Source organism: Sporomusa sp. 246TCP1 (genome assembly GCF_057319775.1).
This window is the reverse complement of sequence record NZ_CM170492.1, coordinates 2,352,759-2,374,223: the sequence shown is the minus strand read 5'-3', so window position 1 is coordinate 2,374,223 and position 21,465 is coordinate 2,352,759. Positions and strand designations below refer to the sequence as shown.

The 21,465-nt window shown below is 43.2% G+C and carries 21 protein-coding genes, 3 tRNA genes, 1 other RNA gene and 1 pseudogene; 22 read left to right on the top strand and 4 right to left on the bottom strand.

Translation table 11 applies throughout. The annotated features are described in order from the left end of the window. The first annotated feature begins 39 nt into the window (after positions 1 to 39). The 5 genes from AC1ECB_RS11440 (at position 40) to AC1ECB_RS11420 (ending at position 1,524) form a co-directional block, all read left to right on the top strand. Complete coding sequence (locus AC1ECB_RS11440; protein WP_485668803.1) at positions 40 to 675, top strand: LysE family translocator; 636 nt, start codon at positions 40 to 42, stop codon at positions 673 to 675. Positions 676 to 730: 55 nt separating this feature from the next. Further along, positions 731 to 815, top strand: a tRNA-Leu gene (locus AC1ECB_RS11435). A 98-nt stretch (positions 816 to 913) separates the two neighbouring features. Continuing rightward, positions 914 to 990 (top strand) — tRNA-Pro (locus AC1ECB_RS11430). Positions 991 to 1,089: 99 nt separating this feature from the next. Continuing rightward, positions 1,090 to 1,419: RNase P RNA component class B (gene rnpB / locus AC1ECB_RS11425), an RNA gene on the top strand. A gap of 28 nt (positions 1,420 to 1,447) precedes the next feature. Continuing rightward, positions 1,448 to 1,524 (top strand) — tRNA-Arg (locus AC1ECB_RS11420). A gap of 75 nt (positions 1,525 to 1,599) precedes the next feature. Here the strand turns inward: AC1ECB_RS11420 and AC1ECB_RS11415 are convergent. Then, positions 1,600 to 1,806 carry a hypothetical protein gene (locus tag AC1ECB_RS11415; protein WP_485668802.1) on the bottom strand — a complete coding sequence of 69 codons (207 nt, stop codon included), beginning with the start codon at positions 1,804 to 1,806 and terminating at the stop codon, positions 1,600 to 1,602. Positions 1,807 to 2,029: 223 nt separating this feature from the next. On the opposite strand from AC1ECB_RS11415, the gene AC1ECB_RS11410 reads away from it, so the two are divergent. Both AC1ECB_RS11410 and AC1ECB_RS11405 read left to right on the top strand, forming a co-directional pair. Next, positions 2,030 to 2,449: a hypothetical protein gene (locus AC1ECB_RS11410; RefSeq protein ID WP_485668801.1), complete on the top strand. Its 420-nt coding sequence runs from the start codon at positions 2,030 to 2,032 to the stop codon at positions 2,447 to 2,449. A 397-nt stretch (positions 2,450 to 2,846) separates the two neighbouring features. Beyond that, positions 2,847 to 4,325 (top strand): nitrilase-related carbon-nitrogen hydrolase, encoded by a 1,479-nt coding sequence (locus AC1ECB_RS11405; protein ID WP_485668800.1) that lies wholly within the window; start codon positions 2,847 to 2,849, stop codon positions 4,323 to 4,325. A gap of 35 nt (positions 4,326 to 4,360) precedes the next feature. On the opposite strand, the pseudogene AC1ECB_RS11400 reads toward AC1ECB_RS11405, so the two are convergent. Then, positions 4,361 to 4,561 (bottom strand): annotated as a pseudogene (locus tag AC1ECB_RS11400) (VOC family protein); the annotation flags it as partial. Positions 4,562 to 4,872: 311 nt separating this feature from the next. On the opposite strand from AC1ECB_RS11400, the gene AC1ECB_RS11395 reads away from it, so the two are divergent. The 4 genes from AC1ECB_RS11395 (at position 4,873) to AC1ECB_RS11380 (ending at position 6,317) form a co-directional block, all read left to right on the top strand. Beyond that, entirely contained in the window at positions 4,873 to 5,268 is a 396-nt protein-coding gene (locus tag AC1ECB_RS11395; RefSeq protein WP_485668799.1) for a flavodoxin family protein, read from the top strand. A 284-nt stretch (positions 5,269 to 5,552) separates the two neighbouring features. Continuing rightward, positions 5,553 to 5,984 carry a flavodoxin family protein gene (locus AC1ECB_RS11390; protein WP_485668798.1) on the top strand — a complete coding sequence of 144 codons (432 nt, stop codon included), beginning with the start codon at positions 5,553 to 5,555 and terminating at the stop codon, positions 5,982 to 5,984. Between the two features lie 30 nt (positions 5,985 to 6,014). Further along, positions 6,015 to 6,146 carry a hypothetical protein gene (locus AC1ECB_RS11385; RefSeq protein WP_485668797.1) on the top strand — a complete coding sequence of 44 codons (132 nt, stop codon included), beginning with the start codon at positions 6,015 to 6,017 and terminating at the stop codon, positions 6,144 to 6,146. Between the two features lie 3 nt (positions 6,147 to 6,149). Then, positions 6,150 to 6,317, top strand: coding sequence for a GNAT family N-acetyltransferase (locus AC1ECB_RS11380; protein WP_485668796.1), 168 nt, complete (start codon positions 6,150 to 6,152; stop codon positions 6,315 to 6,317). An 869-nt stretch (positions 6,318 to 7,186) separates the two neighbouring features. On the opposite strand, the gene AC1ECB_RS11375 is transcribed toward AC1ECB_RS11380, so the two are convergent. Both AC1ECB_RS11375 and AC1ECB_RS11370 read right to left on the bottom strand, forming a co-directional pair. Next, positions 7,187 to 7,510: a hypothetical protein gene (locus AC1ECB_RS11375; protein ID WP_485664417.1), complete on the bottom strand. Its 324-nt coding sequence runs from the start codon at positions 7,508 to 7,510 to the stop codon at positions 7,187 to 7,189. A gap of 34 nt (positions 7,511 to 7,544) precedes the next feature. Beyond that, a protein-coding gene (locus AC1ECB_RS11370; RefSeq protein ID WP_485669255.1) for an IS3 family transposase occupies positions 7,545 to 8,710 on the bottom strand; the annotation gives its coding sequence in 2 pieces (ribosomal slippage) (positions 7,545 to 8,437 and positions 8,437 to 8,710; 1,167 coding nt in all). A 188-nt stretch (positions 8,711 to 8,898) separates the two neighbouring features. Between AC1ECB_RS11370 and AC1ECB_RS11365 the strand changes: the two genes are divergently transcribed. The 11 genes from AC1ECB_RS11365 (at position 8,899) to thiC (ending at position 21,256) form a co-directional block, all read left to right on the top strand. Further along, positions 8,899 to 9,123 (top strand): type II toxin-antitoxin system HicA family toxin, encoded by a 225-nt coding sequence (locus AC1ECB_RS11365; protein WP_485668795.1) that lies wholly within the window; start codon positions 8,899 to 8,901, stop codon positions 9,121 to 9,123. 74 nt (positions 9,124 to 9,197) lie between these two features. Then, positions 9,198 to 9,572 carry a type II toxin-antitoxin system HicB family antitoxin gene (locus AC1ECB_RS11360; RefSeq protein WP_485668794.1) on the top strand — a complete coding sequence of 125 codons (375 nt, stop codon included), beginning with the start codon at positions 9,198 to 9,200 and terminating at the stop codon, positions 9,570 to 9,572. 483 nt (positions 9,573 to 10,055) lie between these two features. Further along, the gene (locus AC1ECB_RS11355; RefSeq protein WP_485668793.1) at positions 10,056 to 11,012 is read left to right on the top strand and encodes an aspartate carbamoyltransferase catalytic subunit; all 957 of its coding nucleotides are present in this window, start codon (positions 10,056 to 10,058) and stop codon (positions 11,010 to 11,012) included. Next, the gene (locus tag AC1ECB_RS11350; RefSeq protein ID WP_485668792.1) at positions 10,996 to 12,285 is read left to right on the top strand and encodes a dihydroorotase; all 1,290 of its coding nucleotides are present in this window, start codon (positions 10,996 to 10,998) and stop codon (positions 12,283 to 12,285) included. Before AC1ECB_RS11355 ends, AC1ECB_RS11350 begins: the two co-directional genes overlap by 17 nt. Beyond that, on the top strand, positions 12,282 to 13,358 hold the full coding sequence (carA, locus tag AC1ECB_RS11345) for a glutamine-hydrolyzing carbamoyl-phosphate synthase small subunit (RefSeq protein WP_485668791.1): 1,077 nt from the start codon (positions 12,282 to 12,284) through the stop codon (positions 13,356 to 13,358). Before AC1ECB_RS11350 ends, carA begins: the two co-directional genes overlap by 4 nt. 2 nt (positions 13,359 to 13,360) lie before the next feature. Beyond that, positions 13,361 to 16,582: a carbamoyl-phosphate synthase large subunit gene (carB, locus tag AC1ECB_RS11340; protein WP_485668790.1), complete on the top strand. Its 3,222-nt coding sequence runs from the start codon at positions 13,361 to 13,363 to the stop codon at positions 16,580 to 16,582. Beyond that, the gene (locus AC1ECB_RS11335; RefSeq protein WP_485668789.1) at positions 16,575 to 17,342 is read left to right on the top strand and encodes a dihydroorotate dehydrogenase electron transfer subunit; all 768 of its coding nucleotides are present in this window, start codon (positions 16,575 to 16,577) and stop codon (positions 17,340 to 17,342) included. The genes carB and AC1ECB_RS11335 overlap by 8 nt, the downstream gene beginning before the upstream one ends. Continuing rightward, entirely contained in the window at positions 17,336 to 18,262 is a 927-nt protein-coding gene (locus AC1ECB_RS11330) for a dihydroorotate dehydrogenase (RefSeq protein WP_485668788.1), read from the top strand. The genes AC1ECB_RS11335 and AC1ECB_RS11330 overlap by 7 nt, the downstream gene beginning before the upstream one ends. A gap of 24 nt (positions 18,263 to 18,286) precedes the next feature. Next, positions 18,287 to 19,006, top strand: coding sequence for an orotidine-5'-phosphate decarboxylase (gene pyrF / locus AC1ECB_RS11325; RefSeq protein WP_485668787.1), 720 nt, complete (start codon positions 18,287 to 18,289; stop codon positions 19,004 to 19,006). Beyond that, positions 19,006 to 19,578 (top strand): orotate phosphoribosyltransferase, encoded by a 573-nt coding sequence (gene pyrE / locus AC1ECB_RS11320; RefSeq protein ID WP_021171469.1) that lies wholly within the window; start codon positions 19,006 to 19,008, stop codon positions 19,576 to 19,578. Before pyrF ends, pyrE begins: the two co-directional genes overlap by 1 nt. 376 nt (positions 19,579 to 19,954) lie before the next feature. Continuing rightward, positions 19,955 to 21,256: a phosphomethylpyrimidine synthase ThiC gene (gene thiC / locus AC1ECB_RS11315; RefSeq protein ID WP_485668786.1), complete on the top strand. Its 1,302-nt coding sequence runs from the start codon at positions 19,955 to 19,957 to the stop codon at positions 21,254 to 21,256. Positions 21,257 to 21,465 lie beyond the last annotated feature (209 nt).

Here is a 21,465-nt window from a genome sequence, read left to right as displayed (position 1 = left end):
AAAGTAAAGTAGTAACCGGTGAATGTTGGAGGTAGACTGATGAATATAGACTTGCATAGTCTATTGTTGTTTGTAATGGCATCTTTTGTTCTGGTGATAATGCCTGGACCCAATACCTTGTATGTGATTACACGCGGAATAACACAGGGTAAAAAAGCAGCTATGATTTCTGCTTGCGGAGCAAGCTTAGGTGATCTTTTGTATGCGATAGCTGCAGTATTAGGCCTAACGGTGATTTTGCAAACATCGGCAACGGCATACGGTGTTGTTAAAATTTGCGGTGCATTATATATGTTCTACACTGGAGTTCAAATCATTCGCAAGAATGACAAGGTAGTCGACAGTAGTGAAATGCAAGCAGATAAAACGAACCGGGATTTATTTGTCAAAGGATTTCTTACTGCAGCGTTAAACCCGAAGACAGCCATCTTCTTTGTGAGTTTTTTTCCTCAATTTATTGATTTTAGTAGTGATTGTGCTGCTTATACGATGCTGTTATATGGAGTGATCTTCTTTATATTAGGATTGATAGTACTTAGTATATATGCGCAAGCATCAAGTCTTATACGACAGTGGTTGATCGTTAAACAAAATGTATATCAATATTTTCGCTGGTTAACAGGAACAATATTTGTAGGAATAGGTATCAAGTTAATAGTAGCAGATCAGAGATAACATACTTATAGTTGACAATAATCGAATCAGCTGGTATAGTATTGTTCTGAGGGACGCGGGAGTGGCGGAACTGGCAGACGCACTAGACTTAGGATCTAGCGCCGCGAGGCGTGCAGGTTCAATTCCTGTCTCCCGCACCAATAAGTAGAGAGTCTAAGAAAGCGAGCCGGTAGGTGAAGATTGCTTAGCGCGAATCGCCTAGTTTTGAACGGTAGCGAAGCACACCTATATAACAATTCGGGGCGTGGCTCAGTTTGGTAGAGTACCTGGCTTGGGACCAGGGGGTCGCAGGTTCGAATCCTGCCGCTCCGACCAGATATTATTAAAAAGGTCAGAAAAGCTGATCTTTTTTATTGCAAAGCAATTAGTTGACATAATATAATAAATCTCTTAGTGAAAATTCCAGCCTTCTTTAAATACGGGAAATTGCGGTACTGCTTTATTGCAGTGTTGAGGAAAGTCCAGACTGCCACAACCTGAGATGGTTGTAATGTTCGTGCCTAGCGCAAGCTGGGGCAGAGCTAAGCTCTGACGACGGCAAAATCGACTCATGCAGCCGAAAGTAGCCATAAAGTGCACAGAGAGTGAGTAGACTGGCGACAGTCTAGTGAAAAGTGGTAAACTCCACGAGGCAGAAACCCAAATTTTGGTAGGGGAACTTCCTGAAGGGAATCAAACCAAAAGGAAGAACGCAGTTTATGCGTTAGATAAATAATTTCCTAAAACAGAAACTGGCTTACGGTTTTTAAATGAAGGCTGTAATAATAAAAAAGACTCCGTAGCTCAGCTGGATAGAGCGTTTGACTACGAATCAAAAGGTCGCAGGTTCGAATCCTGCCGGGGTCGCCATAGGTATATCAAGGGTTTTACGAGGTTTTCGTAAAGCTCTTTTTTCGTTTTCATAGCAGTTTTACAACAACCGTACTAACGTGGTAGAATAATGGTATCTCGTAGACCCGGTTGTAAAATTAGGCCTGTAGTTACAATACCAATTGTATAGCCATCCGTCTTGGTCCCGGCAAGTTCATTCCAGCCGAGAGTAGCCGCCTTGTTTGATATATTCGTAACCACAAGCGGCTGATCAATAAAATTTACTGCTGAAGTTGCCATTGCCCGTGCCAACAAATCCACACTTCCGCCAACAGTAGATGGGAAAATTAGCGAAATCGGTCTAGTAGATACTCTTGTGAAGTGCTCACCATTTTATGCTAGTTTGTGTCAATGCAATATTTTTGCGAAAGCGAGTTATCAGTGATAGCCGCAACTTTTATAAAAACAATTTATTAAGAAAATGTTGGAAAGTGTCGATGCTATTTTAAAGAGCTGTATTTTTAAAAAAGGAGTTGGCTAAAAAATGAATGTGCTCGGAAGTTCATCATTAACCAATAATCAAATTGTTCGCGGACAAGTTGAAAGCAATTCAACACAGAATGGAGATAGTAATTCAACGGGATGGAAATATATTTCTGTTAAAGAAGGAGACACAGTATATACATATATAGTCATTGGAAAAAATATGAAGGTTTTAATTGGCAAGGCTTCTACTCCAAAAGATGATGACAAAGATAAAGAGACTGCTGATGATAAGCAAGCTGCTACTACTAATAATTCGAATACGGCAAATACAGCAAGTCAAAATGATAGCAGTAAAATAAAGGATGAGAAAATTAGTTTTCTCACTGACTACAGAATGCTTGCCTTAACGGCAGCTTATCAAAAAAAATTGCGAGAAGCCATGAAAAATCTAGAAGCTAATATTGGCTGTAATAAATAGAACTTTACAGGGGACCGGGTTACCGGCAACTAGGCATTTAGTGGTTGCTGTAGTTTCTTGGAGTATAGCTTCGCAGTAATTCAGTGTAAATCAAAATAGCTTAACTAGTGACCATTTCATGTTGGCCACCAGTTAAGCTATTTTAATACCATACGGATAATTATTCTTATCAAAAAATGCATCCTCAGAATATTGAAGATGCATTTTTTCATTGGTTTGATCATTAGATAAGTTTCTACTCTTCGAGACAGGAAATAAAGTTGACTTAACGAATGTAAATAGTTATATAATTTGGGTTCTTTATACTTATTACGGCGTTTACTTCTAAAATAGTCCAGCTAGTATACATATCGAAACAGGTTATTTCTACTAAATTGATTGGGAGGGAAATCAATGAATGGGTATTAACAATATTGATAAAGAAAACATAAAAAGTTGTCTATGTTTTACAATAACGGTCATGATTAGTTCGATTGCGTATTACTTTTCCACAGGAGTTTATAATTGCCCGTTATTAACTTGGCTAGCCCCAATTCCACTTTTTATATATGCACTGAAAGCCGCAATGGTACCTGTAGTTTTTGCCAGTATTATTACATATATTATTGGGTTTTCTAGTGGGGTTTTCGCATATTCAGATACGGTAATTCCTATTTGGATACTTGCCTTTGGGAATATCATAAATGCAATAATATTTACGATTTTGATAGTGTTATTCCGTTATATGGTGTTCAAAAAAAAGCATTGGGCGTGGAGTTTCGTTTTTGCAAGCGGTTGGACTGCTTTTGAATTTATTACATCATTACACTCATCTGCTGGAACCTTTGATAGTATAGCCTACACACAAGTATTTAATTTGCCTATAATACAAATTGCCTCGATTACAGGAATTTTGGGAGTTACCTTTTTATTGATGCTTATTCCTGCTGGCCTGGCGTTATCTTGGCATTATCGTAATAATTCAAAATTATGTTTAAAGACAATATTTATTCCGATAAGTATACTAATACTAACTATGATATTTGGCTTATATCGTTTAAATATGCCAGTCCAGGGACCTAGTGTTACAATTAGCATGGCATCGCTTGATATGAGCTTGGAAGAGCTACGTTCTCGAGGACAAGAACAAGAAACAGAAAAAATTATTAGTAGATATATTCATTGTATTGATTTACTTTCACGCTCAGGTGCTGAAGTTATATTACTGCCAGAAAAAATTGTAACTCTAACTCCGAATAACCAGTCGAAATTTTTGCAACTTTTAGCAGATGCGGCACATAAATATCAAATTACATTAATTGCAGGCTTAAGTGTTCAGGAGGAGTTAAATTTGCATAACTCTGCGTATTTATTCTTACCCAGCGGGGAAATCGCATTAAAGTATGATAAGCAACATCTACTGCCATTTTCAGAGGGGAGTTATATTCCAGGGCAAGAATTTAGTATTATAACTTCGGAGAACAAGGGTATGTGGGGTATTGCTATCTGTAAGGATATGGATTTTGAAGAGCCTAGTCGAGGATATAGCCAGCAGGGTATTAACCTTTTGTTTGTACCTGCTTTTGATTTTAAAGCAGATGATTTGTTACATGCACGAATAGCTATCATGCGTGGCATTGAAGGAAATTATGCAGTAGCACGGGCGGCCCAATGGGGATTGTTAAGCTTAAGCAGCAATAAAGGGGAAATTATCAACATAGTATCAAGCAGTAACGAAAAAAATGATGCAATCCTTATCGGAACAATACAGCTTGATCAGGGAAAATCATTATATAGTAAATTAGGTAATTGGTTTGGCTATTTTTCTGAGGGATTATTTATTTTATTGGCCCTTTTCTTCTTTATTTTGAATAGAAGAAACCCGGATAATGATTAATTGTGCCTGCTGAACTATATAAGTTACTCTTTGATTTATAAGCATTTCTTTACAAATTCGATGGGGTGCATAGTTCGCTTTGCTGTTTCTTCAACAGATAATCCCTGCTTCAAAAAGCGCTTAATGACATTTTCCATGTTTTCACCTACCTCAATCATATGCATATCAGGGTCATAAAAACGGATGACACGTTGACCCCAGTCATACTCTTTTACATCGTGAATATATTTAATTCCAGAAGACTCACGGGGACGGTACTATTGAGTCTGTGATTGGAGATCAATTTGCAGACTGTTGCTTAATGGTAAAGTTTGAACGGGACAAGGGGACAGCGAACCTTGTCCCGTTCAAACTTTACCAACTTTACGCCCGGTTTGAGCAAAGAGACGGTGGTTTTGTCTTGTTAACGCAACCCCCCTAAGATAGTACCGCCACCCCCTTGCCTATACTCAAAACATTGAAGATGTATTTTTTCATTGGTTTGATCATTAGATAAGTTTCTACTCTTCGCGACAGGAAATAAAGTTGACTTAGCGAATGTAAATGCATGATTACTGCCTTTTTAAAAGGAGCCCAGGAAGCAGGAGCAGAAACAATAAATATCGTTTTGGCAGAAAAAGATATTAAATATTGTAAAGGTTGCTTATCCTGCCGTTTTAATCATGGGCAATGCGTGATTAATGATGATATGGCCGAAATAGTGTCTCTTGAAAACGGAGTCGACGTTCTTCTCCTCACTACCCCACTGTACATTTATAATATTTCTGGAACGTTAAAAGTCTATATGGATAGAAGTATAATGAAATCGTATGATTTAGGTTATGGTTATATGGAAAAGACTGCAACAGGGGAATACAGAAGTACTGCAAAACCAGAAAGGCAAATACCAAAAATAATTATGATGTCTAACTGTGTAATACAGGAAGATCTCATTTCCAAGTAATATCCCAATGGATTAAGCGAACTGCTTTTATGATGAATACTGAAGTAATTGGAGAAATTTACGCCACCCAAGGGATGCTCCTAACTTCTAAAAATCAAAAAGTAGGACCCATTATTTCCGGTTATTTACAACTATTAAATAAGGCGGGAAAGAAGTTGCTACTAATAAACTCATGTCAGTGACGACCGAAAAAGCATTAGAAAAGAGTTTTGTTCCTGATGAAATTTACATTCAGGGGCTTAATCATCAGATTGAGATCATGAGAAAATCCCAATTGTAACATAATGCCTTGTATTGATTGCAGATATTGCTGGAAAAATAAAGGTTGCTGTCATAACGATGAAATGCAGCAAGTGTATGATTACATACAGGAATGCGATAATATTATAATTGCATCTCCTCTTTATTTTTCTCAACTTACAGGACAATTATTAGCGATTACAAGCAGATTTCAAACGTATTATTGTGCAAGATTTTTTAGAAAAGAAGTTCCGATTGCCAAAAGTAAAAGAGGTGGTGTTATTTTGGTTGGAGGTGGCGATAGAAATTTTGAAGGAGCATATAATATGGCATGTAGTCTTTTACACCATATGAATTCAAAACCAATTAATCCCGCAATTTATACATATAATACAAATAATATACCATCAAAAGATAATAATATTGCAATGGAAGGTGTGAAAAATTTGGCATTGCTTTTTAATAAACATACTTGAAAAAATACAAATTTAAAGGAAGCGTGGAATATGTTAAAGGAAGAATGCTCTTTATGTTATGCAGAAATGCAAGATATAGATTCTTGGTTTAAAATGATTGATATTGTTAGAGATAACTTTCCAGGCTTAGAGACAGTTGAGAAAATGGATAACTATAAATAAACTGTGATTAAAAATGTAAAAAGGAAAACTGCCCTATGCGTAAAGTGTGAAGGTGAGGTTGTTGGAGTTATGATATTTTCTTATAATTCAAAATGTCTTTCTTGCATGGCAGTTCATCCAAATCATCGTAGAAAAGGAATTGCCTCTGTTATGATAAAAAAGATGTTGTAATTATTTCCCGGAATTGTATCCTATTGAGATTAACCCCCAAGTCATGGACGCTTCGATCGGCATGAACGGTGCAGGGAGATTTGGTTCTTAATGTGGCTTGGTTGAAGGGGTGTTAATGTTTATTGGTATCTACGGTATTCATAAGGGTATTCAAAAAGAAAAAAGCATAAGTTCAACTGGAGTTAATCAACTATGATTGAACTTATGTTTTGCGATAAAAAATTAAAGGGACTATGGAAAACAGGTATAGAATAGGGGGTAAATGAGAACTGAAAATGACACTTTACGGGCGGAATTTCAAACGCTAAGGTAAAAGAACACGCAAGAGGTGCATAAAAAACACTCCTAGCGCGTGATACAAGGCTTTTACAGGCAATCAAATCAGGGAATAGATAGGAGGGAAGGCAGGAACAACGAAGACAGGGGACGGTGGTAGATAAAAGTAGCGCTTAAGACGCATGGTTACTGCATTTTTAAGTTGTACTTTCCGAAACTAAGATTAAAGATAAGTGGATAGCGAAACTGTCCTCTGTCCCTTCTCTATCCGATAATTTATGCCATTTTTGTATTTAAAGAGGAAATATATTATAATGTAACGAATGTTATAATTTAGAAGATGTTTAGAAGCTTATTGATGGTACAAGCCTGGTTTAAGGATTGTTACTGCAAAGTACTCAAAGTTTTATTTTATTAAACAATCTACACTTCGTACCCTTTGTGTCCTTTGTGGTTTAACAAACCCATTAAACATTGAGCTTGTTGCTTAAAGGCAAAGTTTGAACGGGACAAGGGGACAGCGAAATGGGGCGTCCCCCGCAAAATAGACAGGAAAAACCCAAGAATTTCTCAATATCTCAAAGCCATGCTCATTATTTCAACAAAGTCACTAACTTTTTTCGTATCGACGCGATAATTTTCCTGATTTCGCTACGACTCATCCCGGCTAAATCGAGATCAAATTCTATGTCGTCTACGAATATGTCGCCCATGGCCCAAATGTCCGACTTCTTTATCGTCCAACCTTTGATAAACTTGTGCTTGGGAGGCGATCCGGCCTGACGATAAGATTCAAGTAGCTTGAAATCAAACGCCGTATCGGTTTTGAGCTTGCGTTTTATTGTTCGTATAAACATGATAACAACCTCTTGTGAAATATAGTCACTACAGCCGATGTTTATAGTCACTACAATCATCAGTCTCTACATTCGCAATGTTTTGCACAATTGCCTACGCCGCCAAGGCGATTGAATAATATTCTTCCGGAGTTAGATAGCCGTTGGTTTCATGCAAGCGCTGTCGGTTGTAAAATATTTCAACATATTCAAAGACGGCAGCTCTTGCCTCATCTCTTGTCTTAAACCGATGCTCATTGAGCCATTCGTATTTCATTTTCCCCCAGAATGACTCCATTGGCGCGTTGTCCCAGCAGTTTCCCTTCCGCGACATACTGCAAGTGAACTTATATCTTTTCAGCAGCTTTTGGTAGTCGTGGGAGCAGTACTGGCTGCCTCGATCCGAATGAAGTAATACGTTTTCTGGCCGGCCCACCCGAAAATAAGCGCTCTTCAAAGCGTTTATCACTAGTTCTTTCGTCATTCTATCCCCCATAGATAAGCCTACTATCTTCTGTCCGCAAAGATCCATTATTCCAGCAACATATAGCCAACCTTCCTCAGTCCATACATAGGTAATATCGCTTACCATCTTCTGATTAGGTTTTTCTGCTGTGAACTCACGATTTAAGAGGTTTTCAGCTACCGGCAGGGTATGGTTAGAATTCGTAGTGGCCTTAAACTTCCTGGCTACTTTCGAGCGGATTCCTTCTTGTTTCATGATTCGTTCGACCCGCTTATGGTTTACATGATTGCCGAGTCGTCGTAGTTCCCGGGTCATCTTCCGGCTGCCACAGGTCCGATTCTTTCTTTCATGAATTTCTTTGATTTTTTCAGCTAATGCTTGATTTTCAAGCGTTCTATTGCTTGCCGGGCGTTTTTCCCATGCGTAATAAGCGCTTCTTGCAACAAAGAGCACTTCACATAGCTTCGCTACCCGATATTCATGGCGGTGTTCTGCGATAAACTCGAACCTTTTTACTTGAGGTTCTTGGCGAAGTACTGCGCCGCCTTTTTTAAAATCTCATTTTCCTCCCGCAGCTCACGAATTTCTCGTTCCAGCTTACGCATCTTTTCATCATCGTCGCTGAGCTTGCCGCTGCCGGGAAAAGGATTTACCGGTTTTTCACGGTGCCGCTTTATCCATCCGTGCATCGTATTTTCATTAACCCCAAGATCAGCAGCCACTTTAGCGACCGATTCACCCGTCTGCTCCAATCGTCGAATTGCTTCCATCTTATATTCTGCGCTGTACTTCTTAGCTTGCTTCATCTTTTCTATCCCCTCTCTGATATCAGTATACTATGTGTTTCTACTGTCCATCAAACGGGGTACGCGGCAAACCTGTCCCTTCAGGCCGTTGAATCCTTTTGCCCAAAATAACCTTTTACCAGCTTGACAGCATATATGATGTCAATTTATAATGAAAATGTGGCCTTCATTCGCTGCGATTTAGGAGTGTGTCGATCTTGTCACAAAAGGAGAAGCTAATACAGGCTATTAAGACCAACCCAAATGATGTAAGTTTTGAGGAACTCCATAAGTACCTTACTATGCACGGTGCGACATTCCGCGAAGGAAAAGGTAGTCATAGAGTTTATCGCCTCAATGGAGAACGCTTAACAGTTCCAAGGCAGAAGCCATTAAAAGGTACTTACGTTAAGCAAGCAATCGAATTAGTAGAAGGCGAGTAATCCCTTCTGCCCACTAAACACACACTAAAAAAAATTTAATAAACACATATATATAATAGGAAGGTGAATTCACCTTGCGTAAAACATTAGAAGATTATTTAAAACTTGAATACCCATTCTCGGTACGTCCGCTAATCGAAGATGAAGGCAGTGGATGGATGGTCGAGTTTCAAGATTTAAAAGGATGTATCGGAACTGGAGATTCGGTGAACGAAGCTATACAAGATGCTATGGAAGCAAAAGAAGCTTATATTGGAGATATACTGGCTGAAGGAGAAGAGGTTCCAGAGCCTTATTCCACCGACCAGTGCAATGGTAGGTTTTCATTGAGAATGCCCAAGAGCCTCCACCGATGGGTAGATTCTAGCGCAAAGCGCGAAGGTATTAGTACTAATCAATATATTAACCATATTCTAAGTATGACTAAAGGCAAAAAATCTAGCACATAATAGGAACCCTCCTAACCTCTTCCGTTAGGAGGTGTTAATTTTGTATAAGGGACAAGGGACAGGTTATCTGTCCCGAATAAAGATATAGTCTACACAAAGGCATTGCAATACGGCAATTAGTAAGAGTATTCATGTTAGTGGTATGCTGGAGGTTGTGAACGAAGGGTAAACGAAGTAGACGATACCCTCTTGACAACCCTTGGCGAAATCTGTTATTATCTTACCAATAAGAATATGGCCTTTAAGCTGGTCCTGTGAGGCTGGCAAGGGGACGGTAAGGATTATTTACGCCTTCTTGTGCGCTTTTCACGGCAAGAAGGCTTTTATTATATCTAACAAAAGCAAATACTATCCTTTAAAATGATCCTGAGAGGTCGGCAAGGATGTTGGTAGCTGTTTGTGCTTATTGGCATGGCTATGAAATAACTCCTTGCGCTATTTAGGCAAGGAGTTTTCTTTATAAATACGAAGGGGGAGTGTGTAATGAGTAAAGCTCAAGTATCGCTCAGAAACAAAGATATCCTGGGTCTGGAAACGATGTCCGCCGATGAAATGGATTTGATTTTGGATACGGCAAAAGAAATGAAGAATATTATTGACAGGGATATTAAGAAAGCACCAACCTTACGCGGTAAAGCGATTGTGAATCTGTTCTTTGAGAATAGCACCCGGACACGTACCTCGTTTGAATTGGCTGGTAAATATCTTGGGGCTGATGTAATTAACATTTCGACAAGCTCAAGCAGTGTGACTAAAGGTGAGAGCTTGCGTGATACTCTCCTTACCGTGGAAGCTATGGGCGTAGACATTATCGTTATGCGCCATGAGGCGGAAGGCTCATCACAATATGCTGCCAATGCCGTAAAACCAGTTATCATTAATGCCGGTGACGGGGCGCATGAACACCCGACACAGGGGTTGCTGGATATGTTTACGATTAAACAATACAAAGGAAAAATTGCCGGACTTAAAGTGGCGATTGTCGGCGATATCTTGCATAGCCGGGTGGCGCGCTCCAATATCTGGGGTCTGCAGAAAATGGGAGCCGAGGTTCATCTTGCCGGACCGCAGACACTACTGCCACGCGATATAGAAAAAGTTGGTGTCAAGGTACACAACCGGGTGGAAGCTGCTCTTGACCAGGCAGATGTCGTTAATGTACTGCGCATTCAGCGCGAGCGGCAGAAAAAAGGATTGTTTCCTTCGGCCAGAGAGTATGCTCGCCTGTTTGGAGTTAACACCGACCGGTTAGCCTTAGCTAAACCTGATGCGCTCTTGATGCATCCCGGCCCGATGAACCGCGGTCTGGAAATTGCACCAGACATTGCCTATGGCGAACAATCGGCCATACAGGAACAGGTAAAAAATGGCCTGGCAGTCAGAATGGCGCTGTTATTTTTAGTTCTGATGGGAGGGACTCGCATTGAAACTGCTAATTAAAGGTGGACGAATCATAAATCCGGCTGAAAACATGGACACTATCGGTGATATCTTAATAGAAGCTGGCAAAATTGCCGCTATTGGTCCGAACCTGGAGGCAGGAGAAGCCCAGGTAATTGATGCGGCAGGGTTAGTTGTCGCGCCAGGTCTTGTTGATATGCATGTCCACTTGCGGGAACCGGGGCTTGAGGCCAAAGAAGATATTGCTTCAGGTACACGGGCGGCAGCGGCAGGCGGTTTTACTACCATTGCCTGTATGCCAAACACCAAGCCTGTTGTGGATAGTTCGATTATCGTATCAGGGATCATACAACGCGGGCAAACCGAAGGTGTTGTCAACGTTAAGGTAATCGGTGCTCTCAGTAAAGGGTTAGAAGGTAAGGAACTGGCTGAAATCGGTGATATGATCCAGGCGGGAGCAGTAGCAATTTCCGATGACGGCGGGCATCTGGACAGTACCCGCTTACTGAAAACCGGTTTTGAATATACAGGGATGTTTGATCGCCCGGTCATCACCCATTCCGAAGATGAGGAGCTTGCCGGTGAAGGGTTTATGCATGAAGGTGCGGTATCGGCCATGCTGGGACTCAAAGGCCGCCCGTCGGTTGCCGAAGATATCGCGGTAGCCAGAGATATTATGCTGGCCGAATATACGGGCGCTCCGCTCCACATCGCCCATGTCAGCAGTAAGGGAGCGGTTGAGCTTATCCGTAAGGCTAAAGAGCGTGGCGTAAAAGTAACAGCAGAAGCCACGCCACATCACCTGACACTGACAGACGAAGAACTAAGAAGCTTTAACACTGCCTTTAAGGTAAATCCACCGCTCCGCTCGACTGATCATGTTGAGGCGCTGATTGCCGGTCTGAAAGATGGGACAATTGATGCCATCGCTACTGATCATGCTCCTCATGCTTTTGAAGAAAAAGATGTGGAATTTCGGTATGCTCCCAGTGGTTTTGCCGGTTTGGAAACAGCACTTGGTGTTATCCTTACAGGACTTTATCATACAGGCAAGCTTTCACTAATGGAAGTAATTGAAAAAATGTCATTTGCACCAGCCAAAATTCTTGGAGTAGCAAGCGGACACTTAAAAGTAGGCGCTCCAGCCGATATTGCGATTATTGACACTGAATATAAATGGAGTGTAGACTGCATAAAATTTTATACTCGTGGCAAACATTCTCCGTTTGAAGGCAGGAATTTAAAGGGTAAATCGCTAATTACTATAGTGAACGGCAGTATAATTATGCAAAATGGCGAGGTGCTTAGATGAATGGCAAACTGATATTGGAAGACGGCAGCGTTTTCCAAGGGATGCTTGCTTCCGGTACTAACACAGTCGGGGAAGTAGTATTCAACACCGGTATGACCGGTTACCAGGAAGTATTAACAGATCCGTCCTACTGTGGACAAATTGTAACAATGACATATCCGCTCATCGGGAACTACGGTGTAGCTGAACTTTTTGAACAAAGCCGACAATCCTTCGTGCGCGGCTTTGTAATCAGTGAATTATGTGGCCGGCCCAGCAGCTGGCAAGCGGAAGACTCCTTGGTTTCCTATCTTAAAGCAAGGAATATTCCCTGTATATATGGTGTTGATACCAGGGCAATTACCAGACGGATACGCGCGCATGGCACAATGAAAGGCGTTATCGTACCAGCAAGTGCCAAAGAGATTGAGATTGCCGAATTGTTTGCTACGCCACCTTTTATTGAGGTAGTGGAAGAGGTTACAACTCCTAAAGCTTATAGAATACCAGGCCAGGGAGCGCATGTTGCAGTTATGGATTTTGGAATTAAACGCAACATTTTAAACTCTATGGCCAAAGCCGGCTGCAATATAACCGTATTGCCTGCCAATACACCGGCAGAGGAAGTACTAGCCCTTAATCCTGATGGTATCTTTTTGTCCAATGGACCTGGTGATCCGAAAGATGCGCCGGTGGAGACAGTGCGCCAACTGATCGGTAAAAAGCCGATATTTGGTATTTGCCTGGGCCATCAGCTCTTAGCGCTGGCATTAGGCGGCGATACCTATAAAATGAAGTTTGGTCATCGCGGATCAAATCACCCGGTTAAGGATTTGACTACCGGCCGTGTATATATCACTTCTCAAAATCACGGGTATGCGATCGAAGAACAATCACTGGCCGGACTTGATGTGACAATAACGCACCGCGCAGTCAATGATAATACCATCGAAGGTTTGCGGCATAACAGCCTGCCGGTATTTTCGGTTCAATATCACCCGGAAGCAGCCCCTGGTCCAGATGACAGTACCTATATGTTCGAAGAATTTATGAATTTACTCGATAAAACGCAGAGTAAGGCGAGGGGGAACTAACGGTGCCCAAAAAAGAACATTTAAAAAAGATTATGGTCATTGGTTCAGGTCCGATAGTCATCGGCCAAGCCGCTGAATTCGATTATGCCGGCACGCAGGCGTGCCGGGCGCTGAAAGAAGAAGGCTTTGAGGTTGTGCTGGTTAATAGTAATCCGGCTACCATTATGACTGATACTCATGTTGCTGACTGGGTATATATCGAACCGCTGACTCCGGAATATTTGGAGGAAATTATTGTAAAAGAACGTCCTGACGGGTTGTTAGCCACGTTAGGCGGTCAGGCAGGCCTCAATTTAGCTGTCAAACTTGCTGATAAAGGCGTACTGGAAAAGTATCAGGTAGAACTTTTGGGTACACCGCTGGAAGCCATCAAAAAGGCGGAAGACAGAGAACTATTTAAGGCCACGATGGAAGAACTTGGTCAGCCTATTCCGGCCAGTACCATTGTCGAAGATATTGACAGTGCACTCAAATTTGCTGAGGAAATCGGCTATCCACTCATTGTGCGTCCAGCATACACGATGGGCGGAACAGGCGGTGGCATTGCCCACAATGATGAGGAGCTTATTGACACAGTTAATAGAGGGCTAAAATATAGTTTTATTGGTCAGGCCCTGATTGAACGCAGTGTCGCCGGTTGGAAAGAAATCGAGTATGAAGTCATTCGTGACGCCGCTGACAATTGTATCACAGTGTGTAATATGGAAAACTTTGACCCTGTCGGCATTCATACCGGTGACAGTATTGTTGTAGCTCCGTCGCAGACGTTGACAGACTACGAATACCAGATGCTGAGAAGTGCATCGCTAAAAATCATTCGCGCTCTGGGGATTGAGGGCGGTTGTAACGTCCAGTACGCACTTGACCCGAAAAGCAGTAATTACATTGTTATTGAAGTAAACCCCCGGGTCAGCCGTTCCAGTGCTCTGGCCTCAAAGGCTACTGGTTACCCGATTGCCAAAGTAGCTACTAAGATTGCTATCGGCTATAACTTAGACGAGATTACGAATGCGGTAACAGGTAAGACCAAGGCTTGTTTCGAACCCGCACTAGATTATGTGGTTGTGAAATTCCCGCGGTGGCCGTTTGACAAGTTCAGTTTTGCTGACCGGATTCTTGGTACCCAGATGAAGGCTACCGGCGAGGTTATGTCCATTGATCGCAACTTTGAGGGCGCGCTCTTAAAAGCTGTGCGATCGTTGGAGATTAGCTTAAATCGTCTGTATATCCCAGAGTTTGCCGCGCTGAGTAAAGAGGAAGTAATCGAAAAACTAAAACTTGCCAATGATGAACGATCGTTTATGATTGCTGAAGCCTTACGGCGTGGGGTTGCTGTAGACGAAATACATGCCATAACAGCAATTGATAAATTTTTCTTAGATAAGATTGAGAATATCGTGGCGATGGAACGGCAAATCAGCCAAAACCTGTCCCCTGACGTACTCTTGGCTGCCAAAAAAATGGGCTTTGCTGATAAGAGTATTGGCGAACTTGCAGGCAAAAAAGTATACGAAATCCGGGAGATGCGCAAGCAGGCCAATATTGTGCCCTGTTACAAAATGGTTGACACTTGCGCCGCTGAGTTTGAGGCTGTTACCCCTTACTACTACTCCACCTATGCGCAGGAAGATGAAGTCATGACAACCGATAAACGCAAAGTCATGGTACTGGGATCAGGCCCCATTCGGATCGGTCAGGGCATAGAGTTTGACTATTGCTCAGTGCATTCAGTCTGGGCACTCAGAGAGCTCGGAATTGAATCCGTCATTGTCAATAACAATCCGGAAACTGTTTCTACCGATTTTGACACATCTGATCGCCTGTACTTTGAACCGCTTACCCCGGAAGATGTGCTTAATATCATTGATAAAGAAAAACCTGAGGGTGTTATTGTCCAGTTCGGTGGACAGACAGCCATCAATTTGGCCGGACCATTATCAAGAGCTGGGGTCAAAATTTTTGGCACAAGTGTGGAAGATATTGACCGGGCTGAAGACCGGGAAAAGTTTGATGAATTACTGAGTAAGTTGAATATTCCGCGTCCTAAAGGAGAATCGATCACTGATGCCGCATTGGCACCGCAGGCTGCCGCCAAGATCGGCTACCCAGTTGTCGTTCGTCCTTCTTATGTACTTGGCGGGCGGGCCATGGAGATTGTTTACAACGAAACCGAGTTAAAGGATTATATGGTGCGGGCCGTTAAAGCCTCACCTGAACATCCGGTTTTAGTTGACCGCTATATGCAAGGTACTGAGGTTGAAGTTGATGCCATCTCAGATGGTAAGGATTTTGTCATCCCTGGCATTATGGAACATATCGAACGGGCCGGTGTCCACTCTGGCGATAGTATCGCCGTCTATCCGCCGCAAACACTCTCCCAAAAGGTTATTGACACCATTGTTGAATACACGGGACTGCTGGCCAGGGGACTTACGGTAAAAGGTCTTATCAACATTCAATATGTAGTCATGGATGAAGAAGTATATGTAATCGAGGTAAACCCCCGTTCCAGCCGGACCATCCCTTACCTTAGCAAGATTACCGATGTGCCGATGGTGGATGTTGCCACCCGCGTAGCTCTTGGTGAAAGCTTGCAGGAAATGGGATATACAACAGGACTGCTGCCTGCTAGAGAATACATTGCCGTAAAAGTGCCGGTATTCTCTTTTGCTAAAATGCAGCAGGTAGATATTTCCCTTGGACCAGAGATGAAGTCTACAGGTGAAGTATTAGGTATTGACTATAACTATGCCCGGGCACTGTATAAAGGAATTATCGGCGCCGGGATGAATGTGCCACAAACCGGAACTATTCTGGTGACAGTCGCCGATAAAGACAAAGCAGAAGCAGGCGAGATTGCCAAAGAATTTGCCAAAATGGGCTATGAACTAATCGCCACCAGCGGCACGGCTAGTTACCTCAGTTCCTTAGGCTTGACTGTTGGTATGGTACCCAAGTTGCATGAACAGCAGCCTCATATTATTGAGATGATTAAAGCGGGAAAAATCAATATGGTGATTAATACTCTGACTAAAGGACGGGATTTTGATAGTGATGGTTTCAAAATCAGAAGGGCCGCTGTCGAGCATTCACTATTGTGTCTGACTTCGATGGATACAGCCAATGCTGTTCTTGATGTACTTAGCATCATACGGCAAAGAAAGTTTCTCTATGTACTGGCACTGCAGGATTATGTAAGTGGAGGCGAAAGAAACTGTGACTAAAACCTGTGTGACTGCTCAGGTGATGAAACATACTGTCCTTGCCGGAGACGTATGGGAATTGGTAGTAGCTGCTGCTGAGATTGCCAGTATTACCAGACCTGGCCAGTTTGTTCATATTCGGCTGACCGACACGATTGACCCGCTGCTCCGGCGGCCATTCAGCATTGCAGACTGTGACCCGGCGAAAGGAACATTAACTTTTATTTATCGTGTTGTTGGTCGGGGAACGGTGCTCATGACTAAGCTTCAGCCAGGTGATACCATCAATTGTATGGGCCCACTTGGCAATGGTTTTGATGTAACTGCTAAGCGCCCCCTGCTTGTGGGGGGCGGTATGGGACTGGCACCGCTGCTCCTGTTGGCCAGAGCTTTTTGTTTCTGCCCAGCCACTATCTTGATGGGAGGACGTAATGAGCAGGAGTTATTTTGGCCAAACCTTTATGCCAGTGTATGTCAAAACATCCATATTACATCAGATGATGGCAGTATTGGTCACCATGGTTTTACCGTGGATCTACTGCCTGAACTACTGAAACAGGACAAGTTTGATGCTATCTATGCCTGTGGGCCTCATGTTATGCTTGCGGGCGTGGCTGAGGTTGCAGCCCAGTATGATGTTCCTTGTCAGGTATCCCTGGAAGATTACATGGCTTGCGGCGTGGGAGCCTGTCTGTCCTGCACTTGTGAGAGTACCGGCGGCAAACGGCACAAGGTGTGCACTGACGGCCCGGTATTCTGGGCTCAGGAGGTGGTATGGTGAATACATCAAAAGCAATGCTGGCGGTCAATATTGCCGGAATAAAAATGAAGACGCCGGTTATGACCGCGTCAGGCACATTTGGCTTTGGTCTGGAATACAGCGACTTTGTTGATTTGAACAAGGTCGGCGCCATTGTCGTTAAGGGCACAACGCTGGCACCTAAGATGGGTAATAACGGGCGCCGCATAGCGGAAACACCGGCTGGGATGATGAACTGTATTGGGCTGGAAAACCCTGGTGTTGACGAATTTATTACGAAGACCATGCCAAAATTAGCTGCCTACCAAGTACCTGTTATTGTCAATATTTCCGGTAATACGGTAGAAGACTATGGCGAGTTGGCAGCCAGACTGGATCAGTCAGGAATTGCTGGCTTAGAAGTCAATATTTCCTGCCCTAATGTAAAACAAGGCGGGATTGCCTTTGGAACCTGCCCGGAAAGTGCGTCTGAAGTAGTACGGGAAGTAAAGAAAAAAACAAGCTTGCCGGTAATTGTCAAGTTATCGCCTAATGTCACTGATGTTGTGCTCATGGCCAGAGCGGTAGAAGACGCCGGTGCAGATGCTATTTCGCTCATTAATACCTTGCTGGGGATGGCGATTGATATCAAGACCTGGCAGCCTGTTCTGGGCAACACAGTGGGCGGCTTATCCGGTCCGGCAATAAAGCCGGTTGCGGTGAGAATGGTATGGCAGGTAGCGCAAGCCGTCAAAGTACCGATTATTGGCATGGGCGGCATTATGACTGCTGAAGATGCCATTGAATTTATTTTGGCCGGGGCCAGTGCGGTGGCTGTTGGCACAGCAAACTTTGTTAATCCTTATGTATCTGTGGAAGTGGCTGAAGGAATTAGAGATTATCTTACTAAACGTGGTTTAACTCAGATTGGTGACCTTGTCGGCAAGGTGAACTGCGGCTAAAGCACCTAAGATGGAGGATAAAGAGTGGAACAAGTACGTAATCGATTAATAGTAGCCCTTGATTTTGCCTCAATGGCAGAAGTCAGAGAGCTTGTCGAAAGCTTAGGCGATGCCGTAAGCTACTATAAAGTAGGCATGCAGCTTTTTTATGCTGTTGGCATGGAATGTCTGACTTATTTGCGCGAGAAAGGCAAAGACGTTTTTTTGGATTTAAAAATGCACGATATCCCGAATACAGTGGCCCAGGGTGCGGCTTCGCTGACCCGGTTAGGTGCAGCGATGATTAATGTCCAGGCATCAGGCGGGCCGGCCATGATGCGGGCGGCTGCCGGGCAAGTAGCTGAAACAGCGACTAGTCTCAACATACCCCGGCCCAAGTTAATTGCTGTCACGGTGCTGACAAGTATGAATAACACCGAATGGGCTGCCCTGCGTTCATCTTCCAGTATTCCTGAACAAGTTGTACATCTGGCCAAGCTGGCCCAGGAAGCGGGCTTGGACGGGGTGGTAGCGTCGCCGCAGGAAGCTGGGCGGATCAGAGAGGCCTGTGGCGAAGATTTTGCCATTGTTACACCTGGTGTTCGTCCTCAAGGCGCAGCCTTAAATGACCAAAGCCGGGTAGCTACTCCAGCTGATGCGCTGAAGGCAGGCGCTCATTATCTGGTAGTAGGCCGACCGATTACTAAAGCTGAAAATCCGCGTGCGGCCGCGCTCTCAATTTTAGAAGAAATGAGGAACGCATAATGAACGAAGCAGAAGTTCGACAAATTTTTGTAGAAACAGGGGCTATCTTAGAAGGGCATTTTTTACTAACCTCTGGTTTACATAGTCCGTTATATGTTGAAAAATTTCAGGTACTACAGTACCCTAAACATACCGAAAATCTCTGTGCAGCCATGGCAGAGCGCTTCGCCAACGACAATATTGAGCTTGTCATTGGCCCGGTAACCGGCGGTATTATTCTGGCCCATGAAGTGGGAAAACATCTCGGTACCCGCGCGATTTTCACTGAGCGCGAAAACGGTAAGATGACACTTAGACGTGGTTTTGTTATTGAGAAAGGACAGCGGGTCCTGATTGTTGAAGATATTGTAACAACCGGCGGTTCAGTAAAAGAGGTAGTTGATGTAGTTCGTGAACATGGCGGTGTTCCGGTAGCTGTTGGTATGCTGGTTGACCGAAGTGGCGGCAAGGCCGATTTCGGCATTCCGGCCCAGGCACTATTACATTTAACTGTTCCTACCTACCAGAGTCAGGATTGTCCGCTATGTAAAGAAGGCATTGCGATAACCAAACGCGGCAGCCGCAAGCTGTAAGTCACAGGCCTTCAGGGCAGATTTAAACTATGTAGCAAAGCGTAGTATATATACGCTACACTTTGCTACACAGTGCTACAAAAACAGTAGTAACTGACGGGGATAACGCAATGCTTAGGCATACTATAATTATTGTGAAAAGGTTGAGATGAAAGGGACCACATAACCTCTGTGAAGAGGAGTTATGTGGTCCCTTTTTTTGTTGGCATAAATCTTGCAATCATATTTAGTATACAATACAGTAATTTTTCTGACCCTTAGAACATGTTGCAGTCAGTGCCAGTAGACGGGAAGCTAGCTGTGATTGTTATGAGACAGGCTTTTCCAGGCCATGTCTCGTTATTTTTGTCGTACATAGTAAAAGGAGGGGATTAGCGTGAACTTTACTACACAAATGAATGCTGCGAAACAAGGACTGATTACTAAAGAAATGCAAATTGTTGCGGCCAAAGAAAAAATGGAGGTTACTCGTCTTCGTGAACTTGTGGCCGAAGGCAAGATTGTTATTCCTGCTAACAAAAATCACACAACACTTAGTCCGGAGGGGGTTGGAGACGGCCTCAGGACGAAGATAAACGTGAATCTTGGTGTTTCCAAAGACTGCTGTGATTTAGCGCTGGAATTGGAAAAAGCCAACAGCGCAGTAGCATTAAAAGCAGAAGCAATTATGGATTTGAGCTGTTATGGTAAGACCCAGGAGTTCCGGCGTCTGCTAATTGATACTTGTCCGGTAATGATTGGGACAGTACCCATGTATGATGCGGTAGGGGCATTAGATAAAGAATTAAAGGATATTACTGTCGATGAATTCTTCCAGGTAGTAGAAACGCATGCGGCAGATGGTGTCGATTTTATGACAATACACTGCGGCTTAAACCGGGCCACGGTCGAAAAAGTTAAGCGCAATAAGCGTCTTACTAATCTGGTATCCCGGGGTGGCTCGCTGCTATTTGCCTGGATGGAACTTAACGGGCAAGAGAATCCTTTCTACGAGCATTATGACCGCTTACTGGATATCTGCGCCAAATACGACGTAACCATAAGTCTTGGCGATGCCTGCCGTCCTGGTTCGATCAATGACTCGACAGATGCTGCACAAATTGAAGAGCTCATTGTACTTGGAGAGCTTACCAAACGCGCCTGGGCGAAAGATGTGCAGGTAATGATTGAAGGCCCGGGACATATGGCACTTAATGAAATTGCCGGGAATATGATGCTAGAAAAAAGACTCTGCCACGGAGCGCCTTTTTATGTTCTGGGGCCACTGGTTACTGACATCGCTCCTGGCTATGATCACATTACCAGTGCCATTGGCGGGGCCATAGCAGCGGCCAACGGTGCTAATTTCCTCTGTTACGTAACTCCGGCTGAGCATCTAAAACTACCTGACCTAAGTGATATGAAAGAAGGTATAATTGCGGTGAGAATAGCAGCTCATGCAGCAGATATCGCTAAAGGATTGCCCGGCGCCCGGGAGTGGGATAATAAAATGAGTGCTGCCAGAGCAGATATTGACTTTCCCCAAATGATTGAGCTAGCTATTGATCCGGATAAGGCCAGAGCCTATCGGGAAGAATCTGCACCTGAAAGCGAAGATACTTGCACGATGTGTGGTAAAATGTGTTCGATGAAGAATATGAAAAAGATTCTTAATGGCGAAGGCATTTGCATTAACTAATGTAATGGGAAAACAATTAGGTAACCTGAAGCATAATTTATCATTCGTGACATTTTATGCTTCATTTATCTTTGGATACGAGTCAAGACTCCAGCCTCAATTAGGCGGCGTTCATTCAGGTGGAGTAGATTTTCCAACTGAATTCCCGATGTTTCAGCTATGCTGAAACGAGTTCACTTGCTATAATATATTATAGATAATACAAATAC